Raw genomic sequence first — 24,010 nt, 5'->3', positions numbered from 1 at the left:
AACTACCGCGCGGTCGGGCACTCTTTCAGTGATGTGTCGACCGCTTGGCTGACCAGGGCGGCGAAGCGCTTGACGTTGTTTTGGTGCGCCGCCACGAGGTCGTCGATGCTCGGGCCTGCGGGCGTTTGCAAGGTGGTGCGGCAGTTCAACGGCGGGCGGTCACCGCCGCTGGTTGGCCTCAGGCGCCAGCGCACGTCGAGCAACGCGTACTGCCCGGGCACCGAGTCAAAACGTTGAACCTCAAGGCGCAACGACACGGCTTGCCGGGAATGACTGTTCGCCAGTTGATCCACCAGCGCACTTTTCAGCTCATCGGCCAGGCTGGCGGCCCACCACTGGGTTTCCAGAATCGCCACGCCACTGTCACCCTGACGAATCACGATCTGCGGCCGGTCAACCTGTGGCGGCACGCTGATGCTTTCAATGCGGATATCGCTCGCCTGCGCTTGAGTGGCGTTACTCCAGTGCGCCGGCGTCAGGGTGTGGAATGCAATCGGCTCACTGCGACACGCCGCGAGTAGCACCAGCGCGGTAACCAGAGTGATTTTCAAGGGACGGGTCATGGCGGCTCCATTGCTCATTTGCGCGGTGGCCCTTGCAGGTCCAGGGGCGCGGCGTTGTCGGGGCGACCGCGAATCAGCGACTCCGGATGTCGGCCGAGGTAGTCCGACAGTTCGCGCAAGGAGCGCGACATGCGCGCCAGTTCATCCAGGGTCTGGGTCAGTTGTTCGCGTTGCGGCGAGTCGTCGGCCAGGGTCGAGTTGGCCGATTGCAGCGTCTTGCTCACGTCGCCCAGCGTGGCCTGTACACCGGGCAGGGTTTTGGCGTTGAACTGGGCGAGCCCTTTGCGCAGTTCGACCAGGCTGCTGTCGAGGTTACCCGCAATGCGCTCGACGGGCAGTTGGTTGAGCTTGTTGACGATGCCTTCGAGTTTTTCCTGCAGTTGTTCCAGGTTGCCGGGAATGGTCGGAATGTTGATTGGGCGCAGGTTCGGGTCAAACGCAACTTTTTCGGCTTTCGGGAAGAAATCCAGGGCGATGTACAGCTGGCCAGTCAGCAGGTTGCCGCTGCGAGCCTGGGCACGCAGGCCGTTTTCGATAAACGTGCCGATCAAGCGAACGCCGCCCGCTTCGTCGTTGGGGTCATGATTGGTGGCCTTGAGCAGCTTGGTATTGGCTTCCCCGAGCAATTGCGGATAAATCACGATGCCGACATTGATCGGAAAGCTGCGTTTCTTCGCATCGTAATCCAGGTTGATCGACACCACTTTGCCGAACTCGACGCCGAGGAACTCCACCGGTGCACCGACTTTCAGGCCGCGCAGGGCCTGATCAAACCGCAAGGCCATATATTGCCCTTTGCCATTGGGCGGGGCGAGGGCGCTTTGCTGGTCGTCGAACAGCTCATAGGCGTGATCTTCAGCGGCCGGCTTGTCGTTGGGGCTGTAGGGCGGCGCCTGGAAAGCGATGCCTCCAGCCAGCATTGACGACAGCGACTCGGTTTTAAGCGCGAAGCCATTGGCGCCGACGCTCAGGTCAATACCACTGGCGTTCCAGAATCGCGTGTTTTCGGTGACATACACATCATTGGGCGCATGCACGAAGACTTCGATATTCACGCCTTTGCCGTCGTCATCCAGCTCATAGGCCACCACCTGGCCGACCGGAATTTTGCGGTAATACACTGGCGAGCCGATATCCAGCGAACCCAGGCCCTGGGTATGCAGGGTAAAACGTTTGCCCGGTTCGCCATAGGTGATGGGCGGCGGGTTTTCCAGGCCTTTGAACTGTTTGGCGCGGGTGTCGGACTGGCCGATATCGGCACCGATGTAGTCGCCGGACAGCAAGGTGTCGATGCCGGACACGCCACCGGCGCCGATGCGCGGGCGGACAACCCAGAATTTTGAGTCTTCTCGGGTGAAGCTTTCCGCCTGCTTGGCCAACTTGATCGTGGCGTTGACGCTTTTCTGGTCGTCACTCAAGGCTACGTCAGAGACCTGGCCGATCACCACATTGCGATATTTGACGTCAGTTTTGTTGGCGACCAAGCCGCTGCCGGTCTTGAAATTGAGGACGATGGTCGGTCCCTGTTGCAGCACGCTGTGAACCACCAGCGAAATCCCCACCAGCACCGCCACTATCGGCACGATCCACACCAGCGAAACGCTGAAACGTCGTGTCTTGATCGCGGGTGAGCCGGCCGGCGTGTCAGTGTTGGGTGAGCTCATCCGAGGTCTCCTCATTGTGTGGGTTTTCCCAGATCAGCCGTGGATCAAAACTCATGGCTGCCAGCATCGTGAAGACTACCACCAGGCCAAAGAACAGGATGCCCAGGCGCGGCTCGATGGTGCCCAACGCCTGGAACTTCACCAGTGCGGCCACCAGTGCAACCACAATCACATCGAGCATCGACCAGTAGCCGATCAGCTCGACAAACCGAAACAGCTTCGAGCGTTCCTTGCGCGCCCACAGGCTGTTGCGCTGCACGGTGACCAGCAGCAGCGTCAACGACACGAACTTGATCCCCGGCACTGCAATGCTGGCGATGAAAATGATCAGGGCGATGTCCCAGGCGCCGTGCTGCCAGAACTCCAGTACGCCACTCATGATGGTGCTGTCCGCCCCCGAGCCGAGCATCGTCGTATTCATCACCGGTAACAAATTCGCCGGGATATAAAACGCGAGTGCCGTGAGCATATAGGCCCAGGTGCGCGTCAGTGAGTGAATCTTGCGCCGGTGCAGGGGCGCGCCGCAGCGTTCGCACTCGCTGGGCTCGTCGCGCATGTCGCACGACTGGCCGCAGGTGTGGCATAGGCACAGGTTCAGCTCGCGGGCGGTCGGTGGCGAATTCATACGGTGTCCCACAAGTCGCGCACATCGCGCCCGGCGATGCGGATCAGCAACAGGGCCAGGGCGGCAAGGGCAAACAGGCCGGTGCCGGGTATCACGTCGAGCATCCCGGCCAGTTTGAACACGGCCACCATCGAGCCCAGCAAGCAGACTTCCAGCATGCTCCACGGCCTGAGCGCTTCCAGCCAGCGCATGCACAATTTGAACGCCGGTGAGCGCTTGCCGGACAAGGCGAAACTCAAGACCCAGATCAGCAACAGCAGTTGAAAAACCGGCGCGATGATCATGGAGATCGCCGCCACCAACGCAATAAAGGTGATCGGCCCCAGGCTCAATGCAACCACCGAATCCCACAGGGTCGCGCTGTTTTTCAAGCCTTGCAGGCTTATGCTCATCACCGGGTAAAAGTTGGCGAAGGTCCACAATACTGCCGCCGTGACGGTCAGCGCGAGTCGCTGTTGCACTGACAACCCGTTGTAGCGCTGCAATACGCCGGCGCAGCGTGTGCACAGGGCTTTTTGATGTTTGGCGAGCGTGACCTTTTCATACACACAGTCGCAGTGTTCGCAGATGACCCGGTGATTCGCCATAAGTCTCGCTCCAGACGCGACGCTGCGGTGTTGGACGTGCTACGGGTTTGATGGCGCCTGAGTAGATTAGCAGCTGAAGCATCCCAAGCTTGATCCCTTCCTGATCAAGGGCAAGGTCAACCATACTGCGACTGGAATGTGCCATAGAGTTTGCAGGAACGCCCATGAATATCGAAAAAGCCGCACTGATCCGCGAAACCTTCCCCGTTGGCCCGTTGCAGTGCAACTGCACCATTATCGGCGACCCGATCACCAAAAAAGCCATCGTGGTCGACCCGGGCGGTAATCACGAGCTGATCCTGGCACGCCTCGACGCGCTGGGCTTGAAGGTGGTGAGCATCATCCATACCCATGCGCACCTCGATCACTTCCTGGCGTCCGGCCAGTTGAAAGAGAAAACCGGTGCGACCCTGCATTTGCACAAGGAGGACCAATTCCTCTGGGACAACCTGGAAATGCAGTGCCAGATGTTCCGCGTGCCCTACACGCCGGTGCCGCCGCCGGATCGCTGGCTGGAAGATGACGAGGAGTTGGCCTGCGGTTGCGGGGTGGCGCTGCATACGCCGGGGCACACACCGGGCTCGATGAGCTTTTGGTTTGCCGATGCCAGGTTATTGATTGCCGGAGACACCTTGTTCAAGCGCGGCGTGGGGCGTACGGATCTGTGGGGCGGGGACCAGGCGACCATCGTGCGTTCGATCAAGCAGCGTTTGTATACCCTGGATGAGGGCGCAACCGTCGTGACGGGGCATGGGCCGGACACGCGTCTTGGGGATGAAATGCGTGAGAACCCGTTCGTAAGGGCTTAGGTATCTTCGCGGATACCAAGTGGCAACCGTTCGACGATCCCTATAAAGAAAATGACAATTCCCGTTCAGGAAGTCTCTGCTAGGGTTTTAGAGTGCTCATCGGTTGTAGAGCGCGGGCCTGCCGGGCATGGAATTTTTACCGTTTGTCGTGTTCCAAACTCGGCACAGGTCTATTGCCAATGTCCTCTGCATCACAGAATGCAAAAGTAGGAGCTTTCTTCATGTTCACTTCGCGTCGTCTGCTTGTCGTTGCCACGGCTGTTGCCTTGTTGTCCGGCTGTGCGTCTCCTAACCCTTATGATGGAAGCCAAGGACAGGCAAACGGCTCATCGGGCATCAGCAACACGGCCAAATACGGTGGCCTGGCTGCATTGGCCGGTGGTCTGGCCGGTGCTGCGATCGACCACAATAACCGTGGCAAGGGCGCCCTGATTGGTGCTGCCGTTGCGGGCCTGGGTGGTGCGGGCTATGGCTACTACGCCGACCAGCAGGAAAAGAAACTGCGGGCCAGCATGGCCAATACCGGGGTTGAAGTTCAGCGCCAGGGCGACCAGATCAAGCTGATCATGCCGGGTAACATCACCTTTGCTACCAACTCGGCGGATATTGCCGGCAGTTTCTACACGCCGCTGAACAATCTGGCCAACTCGCTCAAGCAGTTCAACCAGAACACTATCCAGATCGTCGGCTACACCGACAGCACCGGCAGCCGCCAGTTGAATATGGACCTGTCCCAGCGTCGTGCGCAAAGCGTGGCCAACTACCTGACCTCCCAAGGTGTCAGCCCGACCAACCTGAGTGCACGCGGTGCCGGCCCGGATAACCCGATTGCCAGCAACGCCGATGTGAATGGCCGTGCCCAGAACCGTCGCGTGGAGGTTAACCTCGGCCCGATTCCGGGTCAGCAATACGGTCAGCCTGGGCAACAGCAGCAACAGCAACAGGCGCCACAGCAGAACAACCAGTTCCAGGGCAACCCATACCAGCAGTACCAGTAAACACCGGCCACAAAAAAGGGCGCCGTGCAATCAATGCACGGCGCCCTTTTTTTGTGGCTGTCGTTTATATCAGTCGATGTATTCGAACACTTTCACGATTTTCTGCACTCCGGACACACCCTGTACCAGATTGGCCGCACGGGTGGCTTCCGCCTGGGTCAGCAGGCCCATCATGTAGACGATGCCGTTGTCGGTGACGATCTTGATGCGTGAGCCAGGGATCGCGTTGTCGGTCAGCATCTGCGCCTTGATCTTGGTGGTCAGCAGGGCATCGTTGCTGATGGCCAGCAGCGTGATCGGGTCCATGACTTGCAGTTCGTTGTGAACCTTTTTCACCCGTTGCACGCTGGAGGCCGCTTGTTCAGCCTGCGCCTTGAGGTCGGCACGCGGGGTTTGGCCGGCGAGCAACACCACGCCGTTGAAGCTGGTCACGACAATGCGCGACGCACCATTGCCCAGGTCGGTGGCGGCCTTGGCGACGTTCACTTCAACTTTGGTTTCGATCAACGAGTCGTCAATCTTGCTGCCGAAGGTTCGTGTGCCCTTGTCGTCCTGGATGGGGGTGTCACGTGTCGCAGTGATTGCCGTGCTGCAGCCGCTGATGGCGAGGCACAGCGTAATGGCCAAAAGGCTGATGCGGTTAACGGTCATTCTTCACTCCCGAACAGTTGGCTGTCGATCAAATCGCACAGGCAGTGGATCGCCAGCAGGTGGACTTCTTGAATGCGTGCAGTGACATTGGCCGGGACGCGGATCTCCACGTCTTCAGGCAACAGCAGCGAGGCCATGCCGCCGCCATCGCGTCCGGTCAATGCTACGACAATCATTTCGCGATCATGTGCGGCCTGGATCGCTTGAATAATGTTTGCCGAGTTGCCGCTGGTGGAAATCGCCAGCAATACATCACCCGGCTGGCCAAGGGCACGGATCTGCTTGGAGAAGATTTCGTTGTAGCTGTAGTCATTGGCGATCGAGGTGATCGTCGAGGTGTCGGTCGTCAAGGCAATGGCCGGCAGGCTCGGGCGCTCGCGCTCGAAGCGGTTGAGCAGCTCGGAGGAAAAATGCTGGGCATCACCGGCCGAACCGCCGTTGCCGCACGAAAGCATTTTGCCCTCGTTGAGCAAGGCATTGACCATGACCTGACTGGCTTGCTCGATGTGCGGTGCAAGTACGTCCATCGCCTGTTGCTTGGTGTCGATGCTGGCCTGGAAAAGCTGGCGAATTCGGGATTGCATGTCCATCTGTGTGACCTTAAGTAGCGCGGCTGTGTGGCACAGGAATGTGCAGCCCGCAAAGCAAAGAGCAAAAGTGTGTGGTGAAGATGTCCGGTGAATCAGCTGTCGAAGGCATCTTTGAGCCAGTTCGGATCAGCAGGACCAGACGGTGTGCTTTCTATGGCAACCACATCGAAACGGCAGGGATAGTCAGCCCAGCGATGCTCTTTTTGCAGGAAAAACTGCGCAGCGAGTATCAGCTTCTGACGCTTGCGCCCGTCGATACTGGCGAGCGCGCCACCCCATTGTGCGTGTTTTCTGTAGCGGACTTCGACGAATACTACTGTATCGCCGTCAAGCATGACCAGATCAAGCTCACCGCGTTTACACAACCAGTTCTGCGCCAGAAGGCGCAGACCCCGTTGTTGAAGATACTCGAGAGCTTGCAGTTCGGCGTCCTTGCCGCTTTGTGCGCTGGACCGCTCGGGCATCAGCGCGGGGTGTCCGGCAGGCGCTGGATATCGCCGCCGACGAACTTCGCCCACGGCATCTGGCGGTCAACGCGCTGGTTGGCGCTGATGCCCAGGTTGCCCGAGAGACCGTCAACGCGCGTGTCCGGCAGTGCCTTGAGTTGGCCCAGGCGCGGTGCCAGGCGGTAGGCGTCCACGCCCATCGCATACAGGCGGCCGAGGCTGCCATTGGCCTGTGGCCATTGCGCGGCAACCTGATTGCGCAGTGGGTCAGTGGTGTTGAGCAACCAAGGGGTTTCGCAGAACATCACGTTAGTCATGTCCAGGTACTGGTTTTTGTCGCCACTGGCGCTGAACACGTGGGACGTCGCATACACCGGCACATCACCGGCGTACTGGAAGTTCAGGGTCGGCTTGATCTGCTGGGCCAGTTGCGGTGTCACGGCCAGGAAGATGAACTCGATGTCCTGACGGCGCGAAGGCTGCGCCGCTACGTCGGTGCCGACGGTGCTTTGCAGGCTCTTGGCGCGGCCTTCGCTTTTACGCAGTTGGAACAGGTCGGCAATCTGTTGGGCGAGGGCGACCGGCTGATCGACATACTCGACGCCGACGACGGTGCCGCCATTGGCTTCCCAGTCCTGACGGAAGGCCTTGTAGACACGTTCACCCCATTCGCCACGGGGCACCATGGCGGCGGCGCGATGCAAGCCGTCGGCGCGGGCGCGGCGCGAGACTTCGCGGGCTTCGTCTTCAGCTGCCAGGCCGAACTGGAACAGTTGCGGCGGGTTTTGATCGACTTCGCTGTAGTTCAACGCCAGGGTGGTAATCGGCAGTTGCGGGCGCGCGGCCAGTTGTTTGACCAGCGGCTTTTCCAGCGGGCCGACCACCAGTTGTACGCCGGCGGCCTGGACCTTGGCGTAGAAGTCGTCGATGGAGCTCAAGCGCGAACTGTCATAGAACTCGATGACTGGCGGCTTCTGTCCGGCTTGTTCAGCCTGGTAGTGCGCGGCCATGAAGCCTTCGCGCAGTGCCTTGCCGACCGAGGCCAGCGGACCTTCCTGCGGCAGCAGCAGGGCGATTTTGCTCAGGGGCTGGCTGGCCAGCTCCTTGAGCTTGGTCAGCGGGGTTGGCAGATCCACCGCCGCTGGGTGGCCTGGGTTCTGAGCGCGCCAGGTATCGATAGCGGCTTGCTGCTGCTCCAGGGTCCCGGCGCCTTTGACGGCCTTGGCCAGGCTGATCCAGCCGTCGAGTGTCGGGTTGCCGCTGGCTTGCAGTTGTTCGGCCGGCAGCGCGGCAATCAACGCCCAGATGGCTTCGTGGTTGCTCTTGGCGGCGTCACCTGTCAGCAGCGGGGCCATGGCGACACGCTCGCGAGCGGCTGCCAGGGTCTGGCCATCCGCTTCATAGGCGCGCGCATGCACGGTGCCGGTGCGGACCTGCTGGTCTGTCGGCAGCTCCTTCAGGCTTTGCAGGCTGGGGTGGTTCAGGGCGGCCAACGCAGCCTTGGGCTGGTTGCGCGCCATGGCCAATTCGGCAGCCAGGGTGCTGGCAAATACTTGCGCGGCCGGCTTCAGGACATCCAGGGGCACCTGCGCAAGAATCTGCGACGAACGGCCAGGGTTGTTCTGGTGGTAGGCCAGGTCTGCCGCACTCAGGCGCAATAACGCGGCCTTTTCTGGCGTCTTGGCGGAAGTGGCCTGTTCGAGCAGTTGCTCGATACTGGCGTCCGGGGTCCGGGGGAGGTCGCCAAGGCTGGACGAGGGCGAGCTGGCGCAAGCGGCCAATAAGGCAGCGAGGCAGAGGGCGGAGAGCAGCCGCAGGCAAGCGATCATGTAAGTGTTCCTGATACCGATCAAATTAGCGTGGAATTGTACCCAAGCACTGGCCCAGGCGCGATGTTAGTGGTGTGAAACCGTCGATTTAGGTCATGTAAATGTTGCTATTCGTCATCGGCGGCTGAAAAGGCATCAGCGCTGATGGCATATTTTCGAAGCGCCTACGCGTTACAATGCGGCTTTTGCCAACCATCGAGGTGTGCGTTTTGACTGCTCCAGGTCCTTTGAATTCCACTGCAGGCTCGCTTTTTGTCGTGGCGACGCCCATTGGCAACCTGGACGACATCAGTGCCCGGGCGCTGAAAGTGTTGCGCGACGTAAAACTGATCGCGGCGGAAGACACACGGCACTCCCAGCGTTTGATGCAGCATTTTGGTATCAGCACGCCATTAGCCGCGTGCCATGAACATAACGAGCGCGAAGAAGGCAGCCGTTTTATCACCCGCTTGTTGGCCGGTGATGATGTGGCGTTAATCTCGGATGCCGGAACCCCGTTGATTTCCGATCCCGGCTACCACCTGGTCCGCCAGGCCCGTGCCGTAGGTATCAATGTAGTGCCTGTTCCGGGGGCTTGCGCGCTGATTGCTGCATTATCGGCGGCCGGGTTGCCCTCAGACCGTTTTATCTTCGAAGGTTTCCTGCCGGCCAAGGCGGTTGGGCGTCGGGCGCGTCTGCAAGCCTTAAAGGAAGAACCGCGCACCTTGATCTTCTACGAAGCCCCGCACCGCATTCTTGAATGCCTGCAGGATATGGAACTGGTGTTCGGCGGTGAGCGCCTGGCGCTGCTGGCCCGGGAGCTGACCAAGACCTTCGAAACCCTCAAGGGCTTGCCCCTCGAAGAGCTGCGAGCCTTCGTCGAGGGTGACAGCAATCAGCAGCGCGGCGAATGTGTGGTGCTGGTGGCCGGTTGGACTGCCCCGGAAAGTGAAGATGCCGTGAGCAGCGAAGCCATGCGTGTGCTGGATTTGTTGCTCAAGGAGATGCCGCTCAAGCGTGCAGCAGCCCTGGCGGCTGAAATTACCGGTGTGCGTAAGAATGTGCTTTATCAGGTCGCACTGGATAAACAGAAAGCCGAATAGTTCCGGGGTTAAACCTGTATTCCGTCTGAACGTGATGGCACTGCTGCACTTTAATACTTGTCCTGAGCCCGCCGTGCCGTTAACCTGCGCGGCGGAGAGTCGATTGGACAGTCGCTGCCCTCTATGAAAATTAGGGGGGGGAGGAAAGTCCGGGCTCCATAGGGCGAAGTGCCAGGTAATGCCTGGGAGGCGTGAGCCTACGGAAAGTGCCACAGAAAATAACCGCCTAAGCACTTCGGTGCCGGTAAGGGTGAAAAGGTGCGGTAAGAGCGCACCGCACGACTGGCAACAGTTCGTGGCTAGGTAAACCCCACTTGGAGCAAGACCAAATAGGGTCCCAAGGCGTGGCCCGCGCTGGGACCGGGTAGGTTGCTAAAGATGTCCAGTGATGGCCATCGTAGACGAATGACTGTTCAAGACAGAACCCGGCTTACAGATCGACTCTCCACCTTTTTTCCTTCTGTTCGAATCTCGTGCAGAAACCCGGTAGTAACGCAAGAATCCCTCCCTGCCAAATCATTGGCAGATGCATCTTCGTAATACCAAAAAAATCTTACTCTTAATAAATTACTTTAACTTTAAGCCATAGCTCTATGAGCTATCTGCGGTTGTTGAGTCAAAAACATCGCCAAACTCTCGTTTCTCCTCCTTTTACGTTCCTAAATCTCCGTTCTGTAAGGCTTTTCCTTGAATCCGCGCCTTGACGGTGTGGTGGGCGCATTCCTATAGTGTGCGCAAGTGGCGGAAAGTGGCACAAAGTGGGTTTTTTGAACGTAAAACGCTAAAATTTGGAGAAACGCATCTGTGTTTCGCGGAGCTAACGCTATCAGTCTCGATGCAAAAGGCCGTCTCGCTATGCCGAGCCGGTATCGTGACGAGCTCGTTTCGCGAAGTTCAGGCCAGTTAATCATCACGATTGACGCCGTTGACCCTTGTTTGTGTGTTTACCCGCTCGATGAGTGGGAGTTGATCGAAACCAAGTTGCGCGCTCTGCCTTCATTGCGTGAAGAAAACCGCCGCCTGCAGCGTCTGCTGATCGGTAATGCCGTCGACCTAGAGCTCGATGGCAGCGGTCGTTTCCTGGTGCCTCCGCGTTTGCGCGAGTACGCCAAGCTGGATAAGCGCGCAATGCTGGTCGGCCAACTGAACAAGTTCCAATTGTGGGACGAAGATGCCTGGGATGCTGTTTCTGCAGCTGACCTGGCTGCTATTCAACAACCGGGCGCTATGCCTGATGAACTGCGTGATTTGATCCTGTGACTATTGATAGCGGCTTTAACCACATCACCGTACTGCTTGACGAAGCCGTTGAGGCTCTCGCCGTACGCGCGGATGGCTGCTATTTGGATGGCACCTTCGGCAGGGGCGGGCACAGCCGGTTGATACTCAGCCAGCTCGGGCCTGACGGCAAACTCCTCGGGTTTGACAAAGACCCTCAAGCGATTGCCACCGGGCAAGCGCTAGCGGCCGAAGACGGCCGCTTTGTCGTTGTGCAGCGTAGCTTTGCCGAGCTGGGTGCCGAAGTGGCCGAGCGCGGCATGGCAGGCAATGTGGCCGGGGTTCTGCTCGACCTGGGCGTGTCTTCGCCACAGCTTGACGACCCGGAGCGCGGCTTCAGTTTCATGAACGACGGCCCGCTCGATATGCGCATGGACCCTACTCGCGGCATCAGCGCTGCGCAGTTCATCGCCACCGCACCCCACGAAGAAATTACCCGTGTATTCAAGGAATACGGCGAAGAGCGGTTCGCTGGCCGTATGGCGCGCGCGGTTGTCGAGCGCCGCGAAATCCAGCCGTTTGAACGCACCGCCGACCTGGCTGAAGTGCTGAAAGTCGCCAACCCGGCGTGGGAAAAGGGCAAGAACCCTGCGACCCGCGCATTCCAGGGCCTGCGCATTCACGTCAATAACGAACTGGGTGATCTGGAAGTCGGCCTCGAAGCCGCACTGGAAGCCCTGGAAGTGGGCGGTCGCCTGGTGGTGATCAGCTTCCACTCCCTGGAAGACCGCATCGTCAAGCTGTTCATGCGTCGTCTGGTCAAGGGCGAGTCCGATAACCTGCCGCGCAACCTGCCGGTACGTTTTGAAGCCTTTGTGCCGAAAATCAAAATTCATGGCAAAGCGCAGTTCGCTTCCGAAGCCGAACTCAAGGCCAACCCACGTTCCCGTAGCGCCGTCATGCGCGTCGCGGAGAAGCTGCGGTGAGCAAGCTTTTCGCCAAGCCCCTCCCGGGCGGCAGCTTCTTTATGTTGCTGCTGTTTGTCGGCGTGCTGGTGTCCGCGATTGCGGTGTCCTACAGCGCCCACTACAACCGCCAATTGCTCAATACCCTTTATGGGGAATTGAGTGTGCGTGACAAAGCGCAGGCGGAATGGGGCCGGTTGATCCTTGAGCAAAGTACCTGGACGGCCCATAGCCGCATCGAAGTATTGGCCACCGAACAGCTTAAAATGCATATTCCGGGCGCGGCTGAAGTTCGCATGGTGGCGCCATGATGAAACTTGAAGGCGCACTCTACCCATGGCGCTTCCGTCTGATGCTGGGCTTGCTGGCACTCATGGTTGGCGCGATTGCCTGGCGGATCATCGACCTGCAAGTGGTCGACCGTGACTTCCTGATCGGCGAGGGCAATGCCCGTAGCCTGCGGCATATCCCGATTCCTGCGCACCGCGGCCTGATCACCGACCGTAACGGCGAGCCTCTGGCCGTCAGTACGCCGGTGACCACTCTGTGGGCCAACGCCAAGGAACTGCAAACCGCCAAGGAAAAGTGGCCAGAGCTTGCTGCCGCCCTGGGTCAAGACCCGAAAGCCCTGGCCGAACGCCTGGAAGCCCAGGCTAATAAAGAATTCATCTACCTTGTTCGCGGGCTCACCCCCGAGCAAGGCCAGCAAGTGCTCGACCTTAAAGTCCCCGGTGTCTACGGCATCGAGGAGTTTCGTCGTTTCTACCCGGCCGGTGAAACCACCGCGCATATGGTTGGTTTTACCGACATCGACGACCATGGCCGTGAAGGCGTAGAGCTGGCCTACGATGAATGGCTGGCCGGCGTTCCCGGTAAGCGGCAGGTCATCAAGGATCGGCGCGGCAGACTGATCAAGGATGTCCAGGTCACCAAAAACGCCAAGGCTGGTAAGCCCTTGGCGTTGTCGATTGACCTGCGCCTGCAATACCTGGCCAACCGCGAACTGCGTAACGCGATCATCGAAAACGGCGCCAAGGCCGGCAGCCTGGTGATCATGGACGTGAAGACCGGCGAGATCCTCGCCATGGTCAACCAGCCGACCTACAACCCGAACAACCGTCGCAACCTGCAACCGGCGATGATGCGTAACCGCGCGATGATCGATGTGTTCGAACCTGGTTCGACCATGAAAGCCATCTCCATGAGTGCCGCCCTGGAAACCGGGCGCTGGAAGCCGAGCGACAAAGTCGAGGTTTACCCGGGCACCCTGCAACTGGGCAAGTACACCATTCGTGACGTATCCCGTACCGAAGGCCCAGTGCTGGATTTGACCGGTATTTTGATCAACTCCAGTAACGTGGGCATGAGTAAGGTCGCCTTTGATATCGGCGGCGAAACCATCTATCACCTGGCGCAAAAAATCGGCTTGGGTCAACCCACAGGCCTGGATTTCCCGGGTGAGCGCGTGGGCAACCTGCCGAACTACCGCGACTGGAAAAAGGCCGAGACCGCCACGCTGTCCTACGGCTACGGCCTGTCGGTGACCGCGATCCAGTTGGCCCATGCCTTCTCTGTATTGGCCAATAATGGCCGAATGGTTCCCTTGAGCCTGATCCATGTCGACGAAGCGCCGAAAGCCACCCAGGTGATCCCGGAAAACGTCGCCAAGACCATGCAAGGCATGCTGCAACAAGTGATCGAAGCACCGCGCGGCGTATTCCGTGCCCAGGTGCCGGCGTATCACGTGGCAGGCAAGTCGGGTACCGCCCGTAAAACGTCGGTGGGCACCAAGGGTTACGCCGAAAACTCATACCGTTCGCTGTTCGCCGGCTTTGGCCCGATGAGCGACCCGCGCTACGCCATTGTTGTCGTGATTGATGAACCGAGTAAGGCCGGCTACTTCGGTGGCCTGGTATCGGCGCCCGTGTTCAGCAAAGTGATGTCCGGCACCCTGCGCCTGATGAACATCACGCCGGATAACTTGCCGCCGACTCAACAAGCGAACGCCGGGCCACCGGCCGCTGCTGCCAAAGCCAATGGAGGGCGCGGCTGATGTCTCTTAGTCTGAACAAGATTTTTGCCCACGCCGGTCGCGATCTGCTGATTCGCGAGTTGAGCCTGGACAGTCGTAATGTGCGCGCCGGTGACTTGTTCCTGGCGGTGCCTGGCGGCAAGTTCGATGGCCGTGCGCACATTGCGGATGCCTTGCAACGCGGTGCGGCCGCCGTCGCTTATGAAGTGGAAGGCGCCACCGTACTGCCTATCACCGATGTGCCGTTGATTCCGGTCAAGGGTCTGGCTGCGCAGCTGTCGGACATTGCCGGGCGTTTCTATGGCGACCCGAGCCGTCAATTGAACCTGGTGGGCGTGACGGGCACCAACGGCAAGACCAGCGTGACCCAATTGGTCGCGCAAGCCCTTGACCTGCTGGGTCAGCACTGCGGCATTGTCGGCACCCTGGGCACCGGTTTTTATGGCGCGCTGCAAAGCGGCATGCACACCACACCGAACCCGATTGCCGTGCAAGCCACCCTGGCCGACCTGAAAAAGGCCGGTGCCAAGGCCGTTGCCATGGAAGTCTCCTCACACGGTCTGGACCAGGGGCGCGTGGCTGCCCTGGCGTTTGACGTGGCGGTGATGACCAACCTGTCCCGCGATCATCTGGATTACCACGGCACCATGGAGGCTTACGCCGCCGCCAAGGCCAAGCTGTTTGCCTGGAATGACCTGAAGTGCCGGGTGGTCAACCTGGATGATGCATTCGGTCGTCAGTTGGCTGCCGAAGACAGCGAAGCGCGCTTGATCACCTACAGCCTGGAAGATTCCAGCGCGTACCTGTATTGCCGTGAAGGCCAATTTAATGATGAAGGCGTGCTCGCCACCTTGGTCACGCCGCAGGGCGAGCACCACTTGCGCAGCGCACTTCTCGGCCGTTTCAACCTGAGCAACGTGCTTGCCGCCATCGGCGCACTGCTCGGCCTGGATTACGCGCTGGATGAAATCCTGCGTGTGCTGCCGAAGCTGGAAGGCCCGGCCGGTCGCATGCAGCGCCTGGGTGGCGGTACACAACCGCTGGTCGTGGTCGATTACGCCCATACCCCGGACGCCCTGGAAAAAGTGCTCGAAGCCCTGCGCCCACACGCCAAGGGCAAACTGCTGTGCCTGTTCGGCTGCGGCGGTGATCGCGATCGCGGCAAACGTCCGTTGATGGCCGAGATCGTCGAGCGCCTGGCCGATGGTGTGGTCGTGACTGACGACAACCCGCGCAGCGAAGCCCCGAGCCAGATTTTCGATGACATCCGTGTCGGCTTTAAAGACGCCTCCAAGGCGAGCTTCGTTGCCGGTCGCGGCGCAGCCATTGCGCAATTGATCGCCAGCGCCAGCGCTGACGATGTCGTGGTGCTGGCCGGTAAAGGTCACGAGGACTATCAGGAAATCAACGGCCAACGCCATGCCTTCTCTGACCTGGTCGAGGCCGATCACGCGCTGACGGCCTGGGAGATCGCCCATGCTTAAGGCGATGAAGTTCAGCGAACTGACCCAGGCCTTGTCGGCCCGCGTACTGTCGAGCGATTGCAGCTTCGACGGTGTCAGTATCGATAGTCGCAACATCAAACCGGGGCAACTGTTTGTCGCATTGGCCGGCCCGCGTTTCGATGGCCACGATTACCTGAACGAGGTCGCCGCCAAAGGTGCCGTAGGCGCCTTGGTACAGCGCGAAGTGGCGGATTCCACTTTGCCGCAGTTGTTGGTCGCTGATACCCGCCTGGCTTTGGGCCAACTTGGGGCTCTGAACCGCGCTGCCTTTAACAAGCCGGTTGCAGCCATCACCGGCTCCAGCGGCAAAACCACGGTCAAGGAACTGCTCGCTGGCGTCCTGCGCACGCGCGGGCCGGTCCTCGCTACCCGTGGCAACCTGAACAATGATTTCGGCGCTCCGCTGACCTTGCTCGAACTGGCCCCGGAACACACGGCGGCGGTGATCGAGCTGGGCGCTTCGCGTATTGGCGAAATTGCCTACACCGTGGCGCTGACCAAGCCCCACGTTGCGATTCTCAATAACGCCGGTACCGCCCACGTTGGCGAGTTCGGCGGCCCGGAAAAAATCGTCGAAGCCAAGGGCGAAATCCTTGAAGGCCTCGATGCTTCGGGCACCGCTGTATTGAACCTCGACGACAAGGCGTTCGAGACCTGGCGTGTACGCGCCGCCGGTCGCAAGGTGCTGACGTTTGCCGTGCTGAACGCGGCGGCTGATTTCCATGCCTCCACGATCACTGTTGACGCCCGTGGCTGCCCGTCCTTCACCTTGCATACCCCGCAAGGCAGTGAGCATGTGCAACTGAATCTGCTGGGCAACCATAACGTCGCCAATGCCTTGGCCGCCGCCGCTGCCGCCCATGCCCTGGGTGTGTCGCTGTTCGGAATTGCCACTGGCCTGGGCGCGGTGCAGCCGGTTAAAGGCCGCACGGTCGCACAGTTGGCTACCAACGGCATGCGCGTGATTGATGACACTTACAACGCCAACCAATCCTCGGTCTGTGCCGCCATTGACCTGCTCAAAGGCTTCGAGGGGCGCAAGGTATTGGTGCTGGGCGATATCGCCGAACTGGGCGACTGGGCCGAACAGTCCCATCGCGAAGTCGGCGCCTACGCCACAGGCAAAGTCGATGCGCTCTACGCCGTCGGCCCGAACATGGCTCACGCGGTAAACGCCTTCGGTCTCGGCGCGCGGCATTTTGCAACCCAGGCCGAGCTGATCCAGGCGCTGGGCGTGGCTGAACAAGACAAACACACAACCATTTTGATCAAGGGATCGCGCAGCGCGGTGATGGAAAACGTCGTCGCGGCCTTGTGTGGCTCAAGTACGGAGAAACATTAATGCTGCTGCTGCTGGCTGAGTATCTGCAACAGTTCCACAAAGGCTTCGCGGTCTTTCAGTACCTGACCCTGCGCGGGATTCTGGGTGTGCTGACCGCGCTGTCTCTGTCGCTGTTCCTGGGGCCGTGGATGATCCGCACCCTGCAGAACCTGCAAATTGGTCAATCGGTTCGCAATGATGGCCCGCAGTCGCACCTGTCCAAGTCCGGCACCCCGACCATGGGCGGCGCGTTGATCCTCTCGTCCATCGGCATCAGCACCTTGCTGTGGGCCGACCTGCATAACCGCTACGTGTGGACGGTGCTGCTGGTGACCCTGTTGTTCGGCGCCATTGGCTGGGTCGATGACTACCGCAAAGTGATCGAAAAGAACTCCAAGGGGCTGCCGAGCCGCTGGAAGTATTTCTGGCAGTCGGTGTTCGGCCTTGCGGCGGCGATCTTCCTTTACACCACCGCGCCGAGCGCCGTGGAAACCACCCTGATCATCCCGATGCTCAAGGATGCGAGCATTCCACTGGGCATTGGCTTCGTGGTGCTGACCTACTTCGTCATCGTCGGCTCCAGCAACGCCGTGAACCTGACTGACGGCCTCGATGGCCTGGCGATCATGCCGACGGTGATGGTGGGCGGCGCGCTCGGCATCTTCTGCTACCTGTCGGGTAACGTGAAGTTCGCTGAATACCTGCTGATCCCTTATGTGCCGGGCGCGGGTGAGTTGATCGTGTTCTGCGGCGCGCTGATCGGTGCCGGCCTGGGCTTCCTGTGGTTCAACACCTATCCCGCACAAGTCTTCATGGGCGACGTCGGCGCACTGGCGCTGGGCGCAGCCTTGGGCACCATCGCCGTGATCGTTCGCCAGGAAATCGTGCTGTTCATCATGGGCGGTGTGTTCGTGATGGAAACCCTGTCGGTGGTCATCCAGGTGGCCTCCTTCAAATTGACCGGGCGCCGCGTGTTCCGTATGGCGCCGATTCACCACCACTTTGAACTCAAGGGCTGGCCCGAGCCGCGTGTGATTGTCCGTTTCTGGATCATCACCGTGATTCTTGTACTGGTCGGCCTTGCCACCCTGAAACTGAGGTAGAAACGAGTGTCCCTGATCGCTTCAGACCACTTCCGCATCGTTGTCGGCCTCGGCAAGAGCGGCATGTCCCTGGTTCGCTTCCTCGCGAACCGGGGCACGTCGTTTGCCGTGGCCGACACGCGGGAAAATCCACCGGAGCTGGTCACGCTGCGCCGTGACTACCCGCACGTGGAAGTGCGTTGTGGCGAGTTGGATGTCGAGTTTCTGTGCCGCGCCGATGAGCTCTACGTGAGCCCCGGCCTGGCTCTTTCGACACCGGCCCTGCAAGCGGCAGCGGCGCGTGGTGTGAAGCTGTCCGGCGACATCGACCTGTTCGCACGTAACGCCAAGGCGCCGATCGTGGCCATCAGCGGCTCCAACGCAAAAAGCACCGTGACGACCCTGGTCGGCGAGATGGCGGTTGCGGCCGGCAAGCGCGTGGCTGTGGGCGGCAACCTCGGCACGCCGGCGCTGGACCTGCTCAGCGACGACGTCGAGCTGTACGTGATGGAGCTGTCGAGCTTCCAGCTGGAAACCACGCACGACCTGGGTGCCGAAGTGGCCACCGTGCTGAATGTCAGCGAAGACCACATGGACCGTTACAGCGGCCTGCCGGCGTATCACCTGGCCAAGCACCGGATCTTCCGCGGTGCCCGGCAAGTGGTGGTCAACCGCCAGGATGCCCTGAGCCGTCCGCTGATGGGCGAGGGCCTGCCATGCTGGACCTTCGGCCTGGGTAAACCTGATTTCAAAGCTTTCGGCATTCGCGAAGAGAACGGCGAGAAATACCTGGCCTTCGAATTCCAGAACCTGATGCCGGTCCGCGAACTGAAAATCCGTGGCGCACATAACCAGTCCAATGCCCTGGCGGCCTTGGCGCTGGGCCATGCTGTGGGCCTGCCGTTTGATGCCATGTTGTCCAGCCTGCGCACATTCGCCGGCCTTGAGCACCGCTGCCAGTGGGTGCGCGACCTCAATGGCGTCAGCTATTACAACGATTCCAAGGCCACCAACGTCGGTGCTGCCCTGGCGGCCATCGAAGGCCTCGGTGCTGACATCGAAGGCAAGCTGGTGCTGATCGCCGGTGGCGATGGCAAGGGTGCCGACTTCAAGGACCTTAAAGGGCCGGTGGCTGCGCATTGTCGCGCCGTGGTGCTGATGGGGCGTGATGCCGACCTGATCGCCGCCGCCCTGGGTGACGCTGTGCCGCAAGTGCGCGCCACGTCCCTGGACGACGCCATTGCCCAGTGCAAAGCCATGGCCCAGCCGGGTGATGCCGTGCTGCTGTCGCCGGCGTGCGCCAGCTTCGACATGTTCAAGAACTACGAAGAGCGCGGCCAGCTGTTCGCCCGCGGCGTGGAGGCCTTGGCATGAATTTCAGAAATATCATCAAGCCGTATCCGTCACCGATCATCACCGGGCGTGGTATCGACCTCGACTTCCCGATGCTTGCCGGTTGCCTCGCGTTGCTGGGCCTGGGCCTGGTGATGATTACGTCGGCGTCCTCCGAAGTGGCCGCCGTGCAGTCGGGCAATACGCTGTACATGATGATCCGCCACCTGGTGTACCTCGTGATCGGTCTGGGCGCGTGCATCGTCACCATGATGATTCCGATTGCTACCTGGCAGCGCCTGGGTTGGCTGATGCTGATCGGTGCGTTTGGTTTGCTGGTCATGGTGATCCTCCCCGGCATCGGCCGCGAGGTGAACGGTTCGATGCGCTGGATCGGCTTCGGTGCGTTCAACGTGCAGCCGTCTGAAATCGCCAAGGTTTTCGTGGTGATCTACCTCGCCGGTTATTTGGTCCGCCGTCAGAAAGAAGTGCGCGAAAGCTGGATGGGCTTCTTCAAGCCGTTCATCGTGCTGCTGCCCATGGCCGGCCTGTTGCTGATGGAGCCCGACTTCGGCGCCACCGTCGTCATGATGGGCGCGGCTGCAGCCATGCTGTTCCTTGGGGGCGTGGGCCTGTTCCGTTTCACCTTGATGGTGGTGCTGGCCGTGGCCGCCGTGACGGTGCTGGTGCAGGCGCAACCCTACCGGATGGCCCGTCTGATTACCTTCACCGACCCCTGGTCCGACCAGTTCGGCTCCGGTTACCAGTTGACCCAGGCGTTGATCGCCTTTGGTCGCGGCGAGTGGCTGGGCGTGGGCCTGGGCAACAGCGTGCAGAAGCAGTTCTACCTGCCGGAAGCGCACACCGACTTCGTGTTCTCGGTACTCGCCGAAGAGCTCGGCGTGGTCGGTTCGCTGTGCACTGTCGCGCTGTTCGTGTTCGTGTGTGTACGCGGCATGTACATCGGCTTGTGGGCCGAGAAGGCCAAACAGTATTTCGCCGCGTACGTGGCCTACGGTTTGTCGTTCCTGTGGATCGGCCAGTTCCTGATCAACATCGGTGTGAACGTCGGCCTGCTGCCGACCAAGGGCCTGACCTTGCCGTTCCTCAGTTATGGCGGCAGTTCGTTGGTGATTTGCTGCGCGTGTCTCGGGTTATTGCTGCGCATCGAGTGGGAGAGTCGAACCCACTTGGGCAGCGAAGAGATGGAATTCAGCGAGAGCGATTTTGCCGAGGAGCCGAACCATGGGCGCTAACGTGCTGATCATGGCGGGCGGCACCGGGGGCCATGTGTTCCCGGCCCTGGCTTGCGCGCGTGAATTCCAGAACCGTGGCTACACCGTGCATTGGCTCGGTACGCCACGCGGCATTGAAAATGAATTGGTGCCGAACGCCGGCTTGCCACTGCATTTGATCAACGTCACCGGCCTGCGCGGCAAGGGCAAACTGTCCCTGCTCAAGGCGCCGTTCGTGTTGCTCAAGGCCGTCTGGCAGGCGCGCAAAATCATCCGTGAATTGAAGCCGGTGTGTGTGCTGGGTTTTGGCGGTTATGTGACCGGCCCTGGCGGTGTCGCCGCCAAGCTCGCCGGTGTGCCGGTGATTGTGCACGAGCAGAACGCCGTCGCCGGTACCGCGAACCGTTTGCTGGTGCCGTTGGCCGCGCGAGTGTGTGAGGCTTTCCCGAAAACCTTTGCTGGCTCGGACAAGCTTCGCACCACAGGCAACCCGGTGCGTACCGAGCTGTTCATGGATATTGCCCGCCAAGCGCTGACAGGCCGTAAGCCGCACTTGCTGATCCTTGGCGGGAGCCTGGGTGCTGAGCCGCTGAACAAGTTGCTGCCTGAGGCACTCTCGCAGCTGCCTGTGGAATTGCGGCCAGAGGTGTTTCACCAGGCTGGCAAAAATCATGATGAAGTCACTGCCCAACGCTATCGCGAAGCGGGTGTGGAGGCTGATGTACAGCCCTTTATCAAAGACATGGCCCACGCCTATGGCTGGGCCGACCTGGTGGTCTGTCGCGCAGGCGCGTTGACCGTCAGTGAACTGGCTGCGGCCGGTCTGCCGTCCTTGCTGGTGCCTTTGCCCCACGCCATCGACGATCACCAGACCCGCAACGCCGAATATTTGGCCGGGGAGGGCGCTGCCTTCCTGCTGCCGCAAAGAACGACTGGCGCCGCCGATTTGGCCGCACGCCTGACCGAGGTTTTGATGCAACCGGAACGACTCAACAGCATGGCGAGCACCGCAAGCCGCCTGGCTAAACCTGACGCAACCCGCACCGTGGTCGATATCTGCCTGGAGGTGGCCCATGGTTGAGAATCAGAAAGCCATGCCACAACCCGAGATGCGCCGCATCCGTCGCATTCACTTCGTCGGCATCGGCGGTGTGGGCATGTGCGGGATTGCCGAAGTGCTGCTGAACCTGGGTTATCAGGTGTCCGGCTCCGACTTGAAAGAGTCGCCGGTGACTGATCGCCTGAAGAGTTTTGGTGCACAGATCTTTATCGGCCACCGTGCCGAGAACGCCGCCGAGGCTGACGTGCTGGTGGTATCCAGCGCCGTGAACACCTCCAACCCGGAAGTGGCCACTGCCCTTGAACGTCGTATTCCGGTCGTGCCGCGTGCCGAAATGCTCGCCGAGCTGATGCGCTATCGCCACGGCATCGCCGTCGCCGGTACCCACGGCAAAACCACCACCACCAGCCTGATCGCTTCGGTGTTCGCGGCCGGTGGCCTGGACCCGACGTTCGTGATCGGTGGCCGTCTGAATGCAGCGGGTACCAATGCCCAGCTCGGCACCAGCCGTTACCTGATCGCCGAAGCCGATGAAAGCGACGCAAGCTTCCTGCATCTGCAACCGCTGGTCGCTGTCGTCACCAACATCGACGAAGACCACATGGCGACCTACGACGGTGACTTCAACAAGTTGAAGAAAACCTTCGTCGAGTTCCTGCACAACCTGCCTTTCTACGGTTTGGCCGTGGTGTGCCTGGACGATCCGGTGGTTCGCGAAATCCTGCCGCAGGTCAAGCGTCCGACCGTGACCTATGGCTTCAGCGAAGACGCTGACGTGCGCGCGATCAATGTGCGCCAGGAAGGCATGCAAACCTTCTTTACCGTATTGCGCCCGGATCGCGAGCCGCTGGATGTGTCGGTGAACATGCCGGGCAACCACAATGTGCTCAACTCCCTGGCGACCATCTGCATCGCGTCCGATGAGGGCGTCAGCGATGAAGCCATCGTCGAAGGCCTGTCGCGCTTTGCCGGTGTCGGCCGTCGCTTCCAGGTCTACGGCCAACTGCCGGTAGACGGTGGCGACGTGATGCTGGTGGACGACTACGGTCACCACCCGACCGAAGTCGCAGCGGTCATCAAAGCCGTACGCGGTGGTTGGCCGGAGCGCCGCCTGGTGATGGTTTACCAGCCGCACCGCTACAGCCGCACCCGCGATCTGTACGACGACTTCGTCAATGTATTGGCCGATGCCAACGTGCTGCTGCTGATGGAAGTCTACCCGGCCGGTGAAGAGCCGATCCCGGGCGCCGACAGCCGCAAGCTGTGCAACAGCATCCGCCAGCGTGGCCAGTTGGACCCGATCTACATCGAGCGCGGTGTGGACCTGGCGCCAATCGTCAAGCCGCTGCTGCGTGCCGGCGACATCCTGCTGTGCCAGGGCGCCGGCGACATCGGTGGCCTTGCGCCTAAATTGCTCGCCAGCCCGCTGTTTGCAGCCGTGCAGGGGAAGTCGAAATGACCACGAACTACGACGCCCTGTTCTCCACCATTACGCCTGCCGACCTCGGCCGCGTGGCCGTGCTGTTTGGCGGCAAGAGCGCTGAGCGCGAAGTGTCGCTCAAGTCCGGCAATGCCGTGCTTGAGGCGCTGCAAAGCGCCGGCGTGAACGCGTTCGGTATCGATGTGGGCGATGATTTCCTCGCCCGCCTGCAAGCCGAGAAGATCGACCGCGCCTTCATCATCCTGCACGGCCGTGGCGGTGAAGACGGCAGCATGCAAGGCCTGCTCGAGTGCGCCGGCATCCCTTATACCGGCAGCGGCATCCTTGCTTCGGCACTGGCGATGGACAAGTTGCGCACCAAGCAGGTGTGGCACAGCCTGGGTATTCCAACCCCGCGTCACAGCGTGCTGTGCAGCGAAGACGATTGTATTTCTGCAGCCAAGGAACTGGGCCTGCCTTTGATCGTCAAACCTGCCCATGAAGGCTCCAGTATCGGCATGGCCAAAGTGAACTCGGCCGCCGAATTGATCGACGCATGGAAAGCGGCAAGTACCTACGATTCGCAAGTGTTGGTGGAACAGTGGATCCAGGGTCCCGAGTACACCATCGCCACCCTGCGTGGCCAGGTATTGCCGCCTATCGCATTGGGCACGCCCCACACCTTTTATGACTACGACGCCAAATACCTGGCCTCCGATACTCAGTACCGGATCCCATGTGGCCTCGACGCAATCAAGGAACAGGAATTGATGGACCTCACGGCGAAAGCCTGTGAGGCGCTGGGTATCGCCGGTTGGGCGCGGGCAGACGTGATGCAGGATGACCAAGGGAATTTCTGGTTCCTTGAAGTCAACACTGCTCCCGGCATGACCGATCACAGCCTGGTACCTATGGCAGCCCGTGCCGCCGGTTTGGATTTCCAGCAGTTGGTGCTGGCGATCCTGGCCGCAAGCATTGAGCCAAGAGGCTAAGCAC

The 24,010-nt window shown here is 60.5% G+C and carries 23 protein-coding genes and 1 other RNA gene; 16 read left to right on the top strand and 8 right to left on the bottom strand.

What is annotated here, in order from left to right:
* Positions 1 to 2: 2 nt before the first annotated feature.
* From ACDZ94_RS23980 to ACDZ94_RS23965, 4 genes are read right to left on the bottom strand one after another with little or no spacing between them, the layout of a single operon-like run.
* Complete coding sequence (locus ACDZ94_RS23980; protein ID WP_432751540.1) at positions 3 to 563, bottom strand: PqiC family protein; 561 nt, start codon at positions 561 to 563, stop codon at positions 3 to 5.
* Between the two features lie 14 nt (positions 564 to 577).
* Complete coding sequence (locus tag ACDZ94_RS23975) at positions 578 to 2,227, bottom strand: intermembrane transport protein PqiB (protein WP_064450749.1); 1,650 nt, start codon at positions 2,225 to 2,227, stop codon at positions 578 to 580.
* Positions 2,208 to 2,852, bottom strand: a complete 645-nt coding sequence (locus ACDZ94_RS23970; RefSeq protein ID WP_064450750.1) for a paraquat-inducible protein A — start codon at positions 2,850 to 2,852, stop codon at positions 2,208 to 2,210. The genes ACDZ94_RS23975 and ACDZ94_RS23970 overlap by 20 nt, the downstream gene beginning before the upstream one ends.
* Entirely contained in the window at positions 2,849 to 3,439 is a 591-nt protein-coding gene (locus ACDZ94_RS23965) for a paraquat-inducible protein A (protein ID WP_064450751.1), read from the bottom strand. Before ACDZ94_RS23965 ends, ACDZ94_RS23970 begins: the two co-directional genes overlap by 4 nt.
* Positions 3,440 to 3,603: 164 nt before the next feature.
* Here ACDZ94_RS23965 and ACDZ94_RS23960 point away from each other — a divergent pair, with 164 nt between their 5' ends.
* Both ACDZ94_RS23960 and ACDZ94_RS23955 read left to right on the top strand, forming a co-directional pair.
* Complete coding sequence (locus ACDZ94_RS23960; protein ID WP_064450752.1) at positions 3,604 to 4,248, top strand: MBL fold metallo-hydrolase; 645 nt, start codon at positions 3,604 to 3,606, stop codon at positions 4,246 to 4,248.
* 221 nt (positions 4,249 to 4,469) lie between these two features.
* Positions 4,470 to 5,246 (top strand): OmpA family protein, encoded by a 777-nt coding sequence (locus ACDZ94_RS23955; RefSeq protein ID WP_053254460.1) that lies wholly within the window; start codon positions 4,470 to 4,472, stop codon positions 5,244 to 5,246.
* A 69-nt stretch (positions 5,247 to 5,315) separates the two neighbouring features.
* Here ACDZ94_RS23955 and ACDZ94_RS23950 read toward each other — a convergent pair whose 3' ends face one another.
* The 4 genes from ACDZ94_RS23950 to ACDZ94_RS23935 form a co-directional block, all read right to left on the bottom strand.
* Entirely contained in the window at positions 5,316 to 5,897 is a 582-nt protein-coding gene (locus ACDZ94_RS23950) for a BON domain-containing protein (protein ID WP_064450753.1), read from the bottom strand.
* Positions 5,894 to 6,487, bottom strand: coding sequence for a phosphoheptose isomerase (locus tag ACDZ94_RS23945; protein ID WP_003216190.1), 594 nt, complete (start codon positions 6,485 to 6,487; stop codon positions 5,894 to 5,896). Before ACDZ94_RS23945 ends, ACDZ94_RS23950 begins: the two co-directional genes overlap by 4 nt.
* Positions 6,488 to 6,579: 92 nt before the next feature.
* The gene (locus tag ACDZ94_RS23940; RefSeq protein WP_064450754.1) at positions 6,580 to 6,951 is read right to left on the bottom strand and encodes a YraN family protein; all 372 of its coding nucleotides are present in this window, start codon (positions 6,949 to 6,951) and stop codon (positions 6,580 to 6,582) included.
* On the bottom strand, positions 6,951 to 8,762 hold the full coding sequence (locus tag ACDZ94_RS23935; RefSeq protein WP_432751539.1) for a penicillin-binding protein activator: 1,812 nt from the start codon (positions 8,760 to 8,762) through the stop codon (positions 6,951 to 6,953). The genes ACDZ94_RS23940 and ACDZ94_RS23935 overlap by 1 nt, the downstream gene beginning before the upstream one ends.
* A 176-nt stretch (positions 8,763 to 8,938) precedes the next feature.
* Between ACDZ94_RS23935 and rsmI the strand changes: the two genes are divergently transcribed.
* The 14 genes from rsmI (at position 8,939) to ACDZ94_RS23865 (ending at position 24,006) form a co-directional block, all read left to right on the top strand.
* Complete coding sequence (gene rsmI, locus ACDZ94_RS23930) at positions 8,939 to 9,844, top strand: 16S rRNA (cytidine(1402)-2'-O)-methyltransferase (RefSeq protein WP_432751538.1); 906 nt, start codon at positions 8,939 to 8,941, stop codon at positions 9,842 to 9,844.
* Between the two features lie 95 nt (positions 9,845 to 9,939).
* Positions 9,940 to 10,293, top strand: an RNA gene (rnpB, locus tag ACDZ94_RS23925) — RNase P RNA component class A.
* Between the two features lie 355 nt (positions 10,294 to 10,648).
* Complete coding sequence (mraZ, locus tag ACDZ94_RS23920; protein WP_064450756.1) at positions 10,649 to 11,104, top strand: division/cell wall cluster transcriptional repressor MraZ; 456 nt, start codon at positions 10,649 to 10,651, stop codon at positions 11,102 to 11,104.
* Positions 11,101 to 12,048, top strand: coding sequence for a 16S rRNA (cytosine(1402)-N(4))-methyltransferase RsmH (gene rsmH / locus ACDZ94_RS23915; protein ID WP_432751537.1), 948 nt, complete (start codon positions 11,101 to 11,103; stop codon positions 12,046 to 12,048). The genes mraZ and rsmH overlap by 4 nt, the downstream gene beginning before the upstream one ends.
* Complete coding sequence (gene ftsL, locus ACDZ94_RS23910) at positions 12,045 to 12,338, top strand: cell division protein FtsL (RefSeq protein WP_003216203.1); 294 nt, start codon at positions 12,045 to 12,047, stop codon at positions 12,336 to 12,338. The genes rsmH and ftsL overlap by 4 nt, the downstream gene beginning before the upstream one ends.
* The gene (locus ACDZ94_RS23905) at positions 12,338 to 14,080 is read left to right on the top strand and encodes a peptidoglycan D,D-transpeptidase FtsI family protein (RefSeq protein WP_167353720.1); all 1,743 of its coding nucleotides are present in this window, start codon (positions 12,338 to 12,340) and stop codon (positions 14,078 to 14,080) included. Before ftsL ends, ACDZ94_RS23905 begins: the two co-directional genes overlap by 1 nt.
* Entirely contained in the window at positions 14,080 to 15,543 is a 1,464-nt protein-coding gene (locus ACDZ94_RS23900; protein WP_407016568.1) for a UDP-N-acetylmuramoyl-L-alanyl-D-glutamate--2,6-diaminopimelate ligase, read from the top strand. The genes ACDZ94_RS23905 and ACDZ94_RS23900 overlap by 1 nt, the downstream gene beginning before the upstream one ends.
* Positions 15,536 to 16,906: a UDP-N-acetylmuramoyl-tripeptide--D-alanyl-D-alanine ligase gene (locus ACDZ94_RS23895; protein ID WP_064450760.1), complete on the top strand. Its 1,371-nt coding sequence runs from the start codon at positions 15,536 to 15,538 to the stop codon at positions 16,904 to 16,906. The genes ACDZ94_RS23900 and ACDZ94_RS23895 overlap by 8 nt, the downstream gene beginning before the upstream one ends.
* Positions 16,906 to 17,988: a phospho-N-acetylmuramoyl-pentapeptide-transferase gene (mraY, locus tag ACDZ94_RS23890; protein ID WP_058414269.1), complete on the top strand. Its 1,083-nt coding sequence runs from the start codon at positions 16,906 to 16,908 to the stop codon at positions 17,986 to 17,988. The genes ACDZ94_RS23895 and mraY overlap by 1 nt, the downstream gene beginning before the upstream one ends.
* 6 nt (positions 17,989 to 17,994) lie before the next feature.
* Positions 17,995 to 19,341, top strand: coding sequence for a UDP-N-acetylmuramoyl-L-alanine--D-glutamate ligase (gene murD / locus ACDZ94_RS23885; protein WP_064450761.1), 1,347 nt, complete (start codon positions 17,995 to 17,997; stop codon positions 19,339 to 19,341).
* Positions 19,338 to 20,555 (top strand): putative lipid II flippase FtsW, encoded by a 1,218-nt coding sequence (gene ftsW / locus ACDZ94_RS23880; RefSeq protein ID WP_064450762.1) that lies wholly within the window; start codon positions 19,338 to 19,340, stop codon positions 20,553 to 20,555. The genes murD and ftsW overlap by 4 nt, the downstream gene beginning before the upstream one ends.
* Positions 20,545 to 21,615, top strand: coding sequence for an undecaprenyldiphospho-muramoylpentapeptide beta-N-acetylglucosaminyltransferase (murG, locus tag ACDZ94_RS23875; protein WP_128590812.1), 1,071 nt, complete (start codon positions 20,545 to 20,547; stop codon positions 21,613 to 21,615). The genes ftsW and murG overlap by 11 nt, the downstream gene beginning before the upstream one ends.
* Positions 21,608 to 23,053, top strand: coding sequence for a UDP-N-acetylmuramate--L-alanine ligase (gene murC, locus ACDZ94_RS23870; protein WP_432751536.1), 1,446 nt, complete (start codon positions 21,608 to 21,610; stop codon positions 23,051 to 23,053). The genes murG and murC overlap by 8 nt, the downstream gene beginning before the upstream one ends.
* Positions 23,050 to 24,006 carry a D-alanine--D-alanine ligase gene (locus ACDZ94_RS23865; protein WP_432751535.1) on the top strand — a complete coding sequence of 319 codons (957 nt, stop codon included), beginning with the start codon at positions 23,050 to 23,052 and terminating at the stop codon, positions 24,004 to 24,006. Before murC ends, ACDZ94_RS23865 begins: the two co-directional genes overlap by 4 nt.
* Positions 24,007 to 24,010: the final 4 nt, after the last annotated feature.

The organism is Pseudomonas sp. UBT (genome assembly GCF_050915955.1).
In the GTDB taxonomy this organism is placed as follows: domain Bacteria; phylum Pseudomonadota; class Gammaproteobacteria; order Pseudomonadales; family Pseudomonadaceae; genus Aquipseudomonas; species Aquipseudomonas antarctica_A.
This window is presented reverse-complemented; position numbering and strand designations above follow the sequence as displayed.

Excerpts from the sequence above, each read along its gene's own strand:
- ACDZ94_RS23980 (WP_432751540.1), bottom strand. The coding sequence starts at position 563 with ATGACCCGTCCCTTGAAAATCACTCTGGTTACCGCGCTGGTGCTACTC.
- ACDZ94_RS23975 (WP_064450749.1), bottom strand. The coding sequence starts at position 2,227 with ATGAGCTCACCCAACACTGACACGCCGGCCGGCTCACCCGCGATCAAG.
- ACDZ94_RS23970 (WP_064450750.1), bottom strand. The coding sequence starts at position 2,852 with ATGAATTCGCCACCGACCGCCCGCGAGCTGAACCTGTGCCTATGCCAC.
- ACDZ94_RS23965 (WP_064450751.1), bottom strand. The coding sequence starts at position 3,439 with ATGGCGAATCACCGGGTCATCTGCGAACACTGCGACTGTGTGTATGAA.
- ACDZ94_RS23960 (WP_064450752.1), top strand. The coding sequence starts at position 3,604 with ATGAATATCGAAAAAGCCGCACTGATCCGCGAAACCTTCCCCGTTGGC.
- ACDZ94_RS23955 (WP_053254460.1), top strand. The coding sequence starts at position 4,470 with ATGTTCACTTCGCGTCGTCTGCTTGTCGTTGCCACGGCTGTTGCCTTG.
- ACDZ94_RS23950 (WP_064450753.1), bottom strand. The coding sequence starts at position 5,897 with ATGACCGTTAACCGCATCAGCCTTTTGGCCATTACGCTGTGCCTCGCC.
- ACDZ94_RS23945 (WP_003216190.1), bottom strand. The coding sequence starts at position 6,487 with ATGGACATGCAATCCCGAATTCGCCAGCTTTTCCAGGCCAGCATCGAC.
- ACDZ94_RS23940 (WP_064450754.1), bottom strand. The coding sequence starts at position 6,951 with ATGCCCGAGCGGTCCAGCGCACAAAGCGGCAAGGACGCCGAACTGCAA.
- ACDZ94_RS23935 (WP_432751539.1), bottom strand. The coding sequence starts at position 8,762 with ATGATCGCTTGCCTGCGGCTGCTCTCCGCCCTCTGCCTCGCTGCCTTA.
- rsmI (WP_432751538.1), top strand. The coding sequence starts at position 8,939 with ATGCGGCTTTTGCCAACCATCGAGGTGTGCGTTTTGACTGCTCCAGGT.
- ACDZ94_RS23905 (WP_167353720.1), top strand. The coding sequence starts at position 12,338 with ATGAAACTTGAAGGCGCACTCTACCCATGGCGCTTCCGTCTGATGCTG.
- ACDZ94_RS23900 (WP_407016568.1), top strand. The coding sequence starts at position 14,080 with ATGTCTCTTAGTCTGAACAAGATTTTTGCCCACGCCGGTCGCGATCTG.
- ACDZ94_RS23895 (WP_064450760.1), top strand. The coding sequence starts at position 15,536 with ATGCTTAAGGCGATGAAGTTCAGCGAACTGACCCAGGCCTTGTCGGCC.
- mraY (WP_058414269.1), top strand. The coding sequence starts at position 16,906 with ATGCTGCTGCTGCTGGCTGAGTATCTGCAACAGTTCCACAAAGGCTTC.
- ftsW (WP_064450762.1), top strand. The coding sequence starts at position 19,338 with ATGAATTTCAGAAATATCATCAAGCCGTATCCGTCACCGATCATCACC.
- murG (WP_128590812.1), top strand. The coding sequence starts at position 20,545 with ATGGGCGCTAACGTGCTGATCATGGCGGGCGGCACCGGGGGCCATGTG.
- murC (WP_432751536.1), top strand. The coding sequence starts at position 21,608 with ATGGTTGAGAATCAGAAAGCCATGCCACAACCCGAGATGCGCCGCATC.
- ACDZ94_RS23865 (WP_432751535.1), top strand. The coding sequence starts at position 23,050 with ATGACCACGAACTACGACGCCCTGTTCTCCACCATTACGCCTGCCGAC.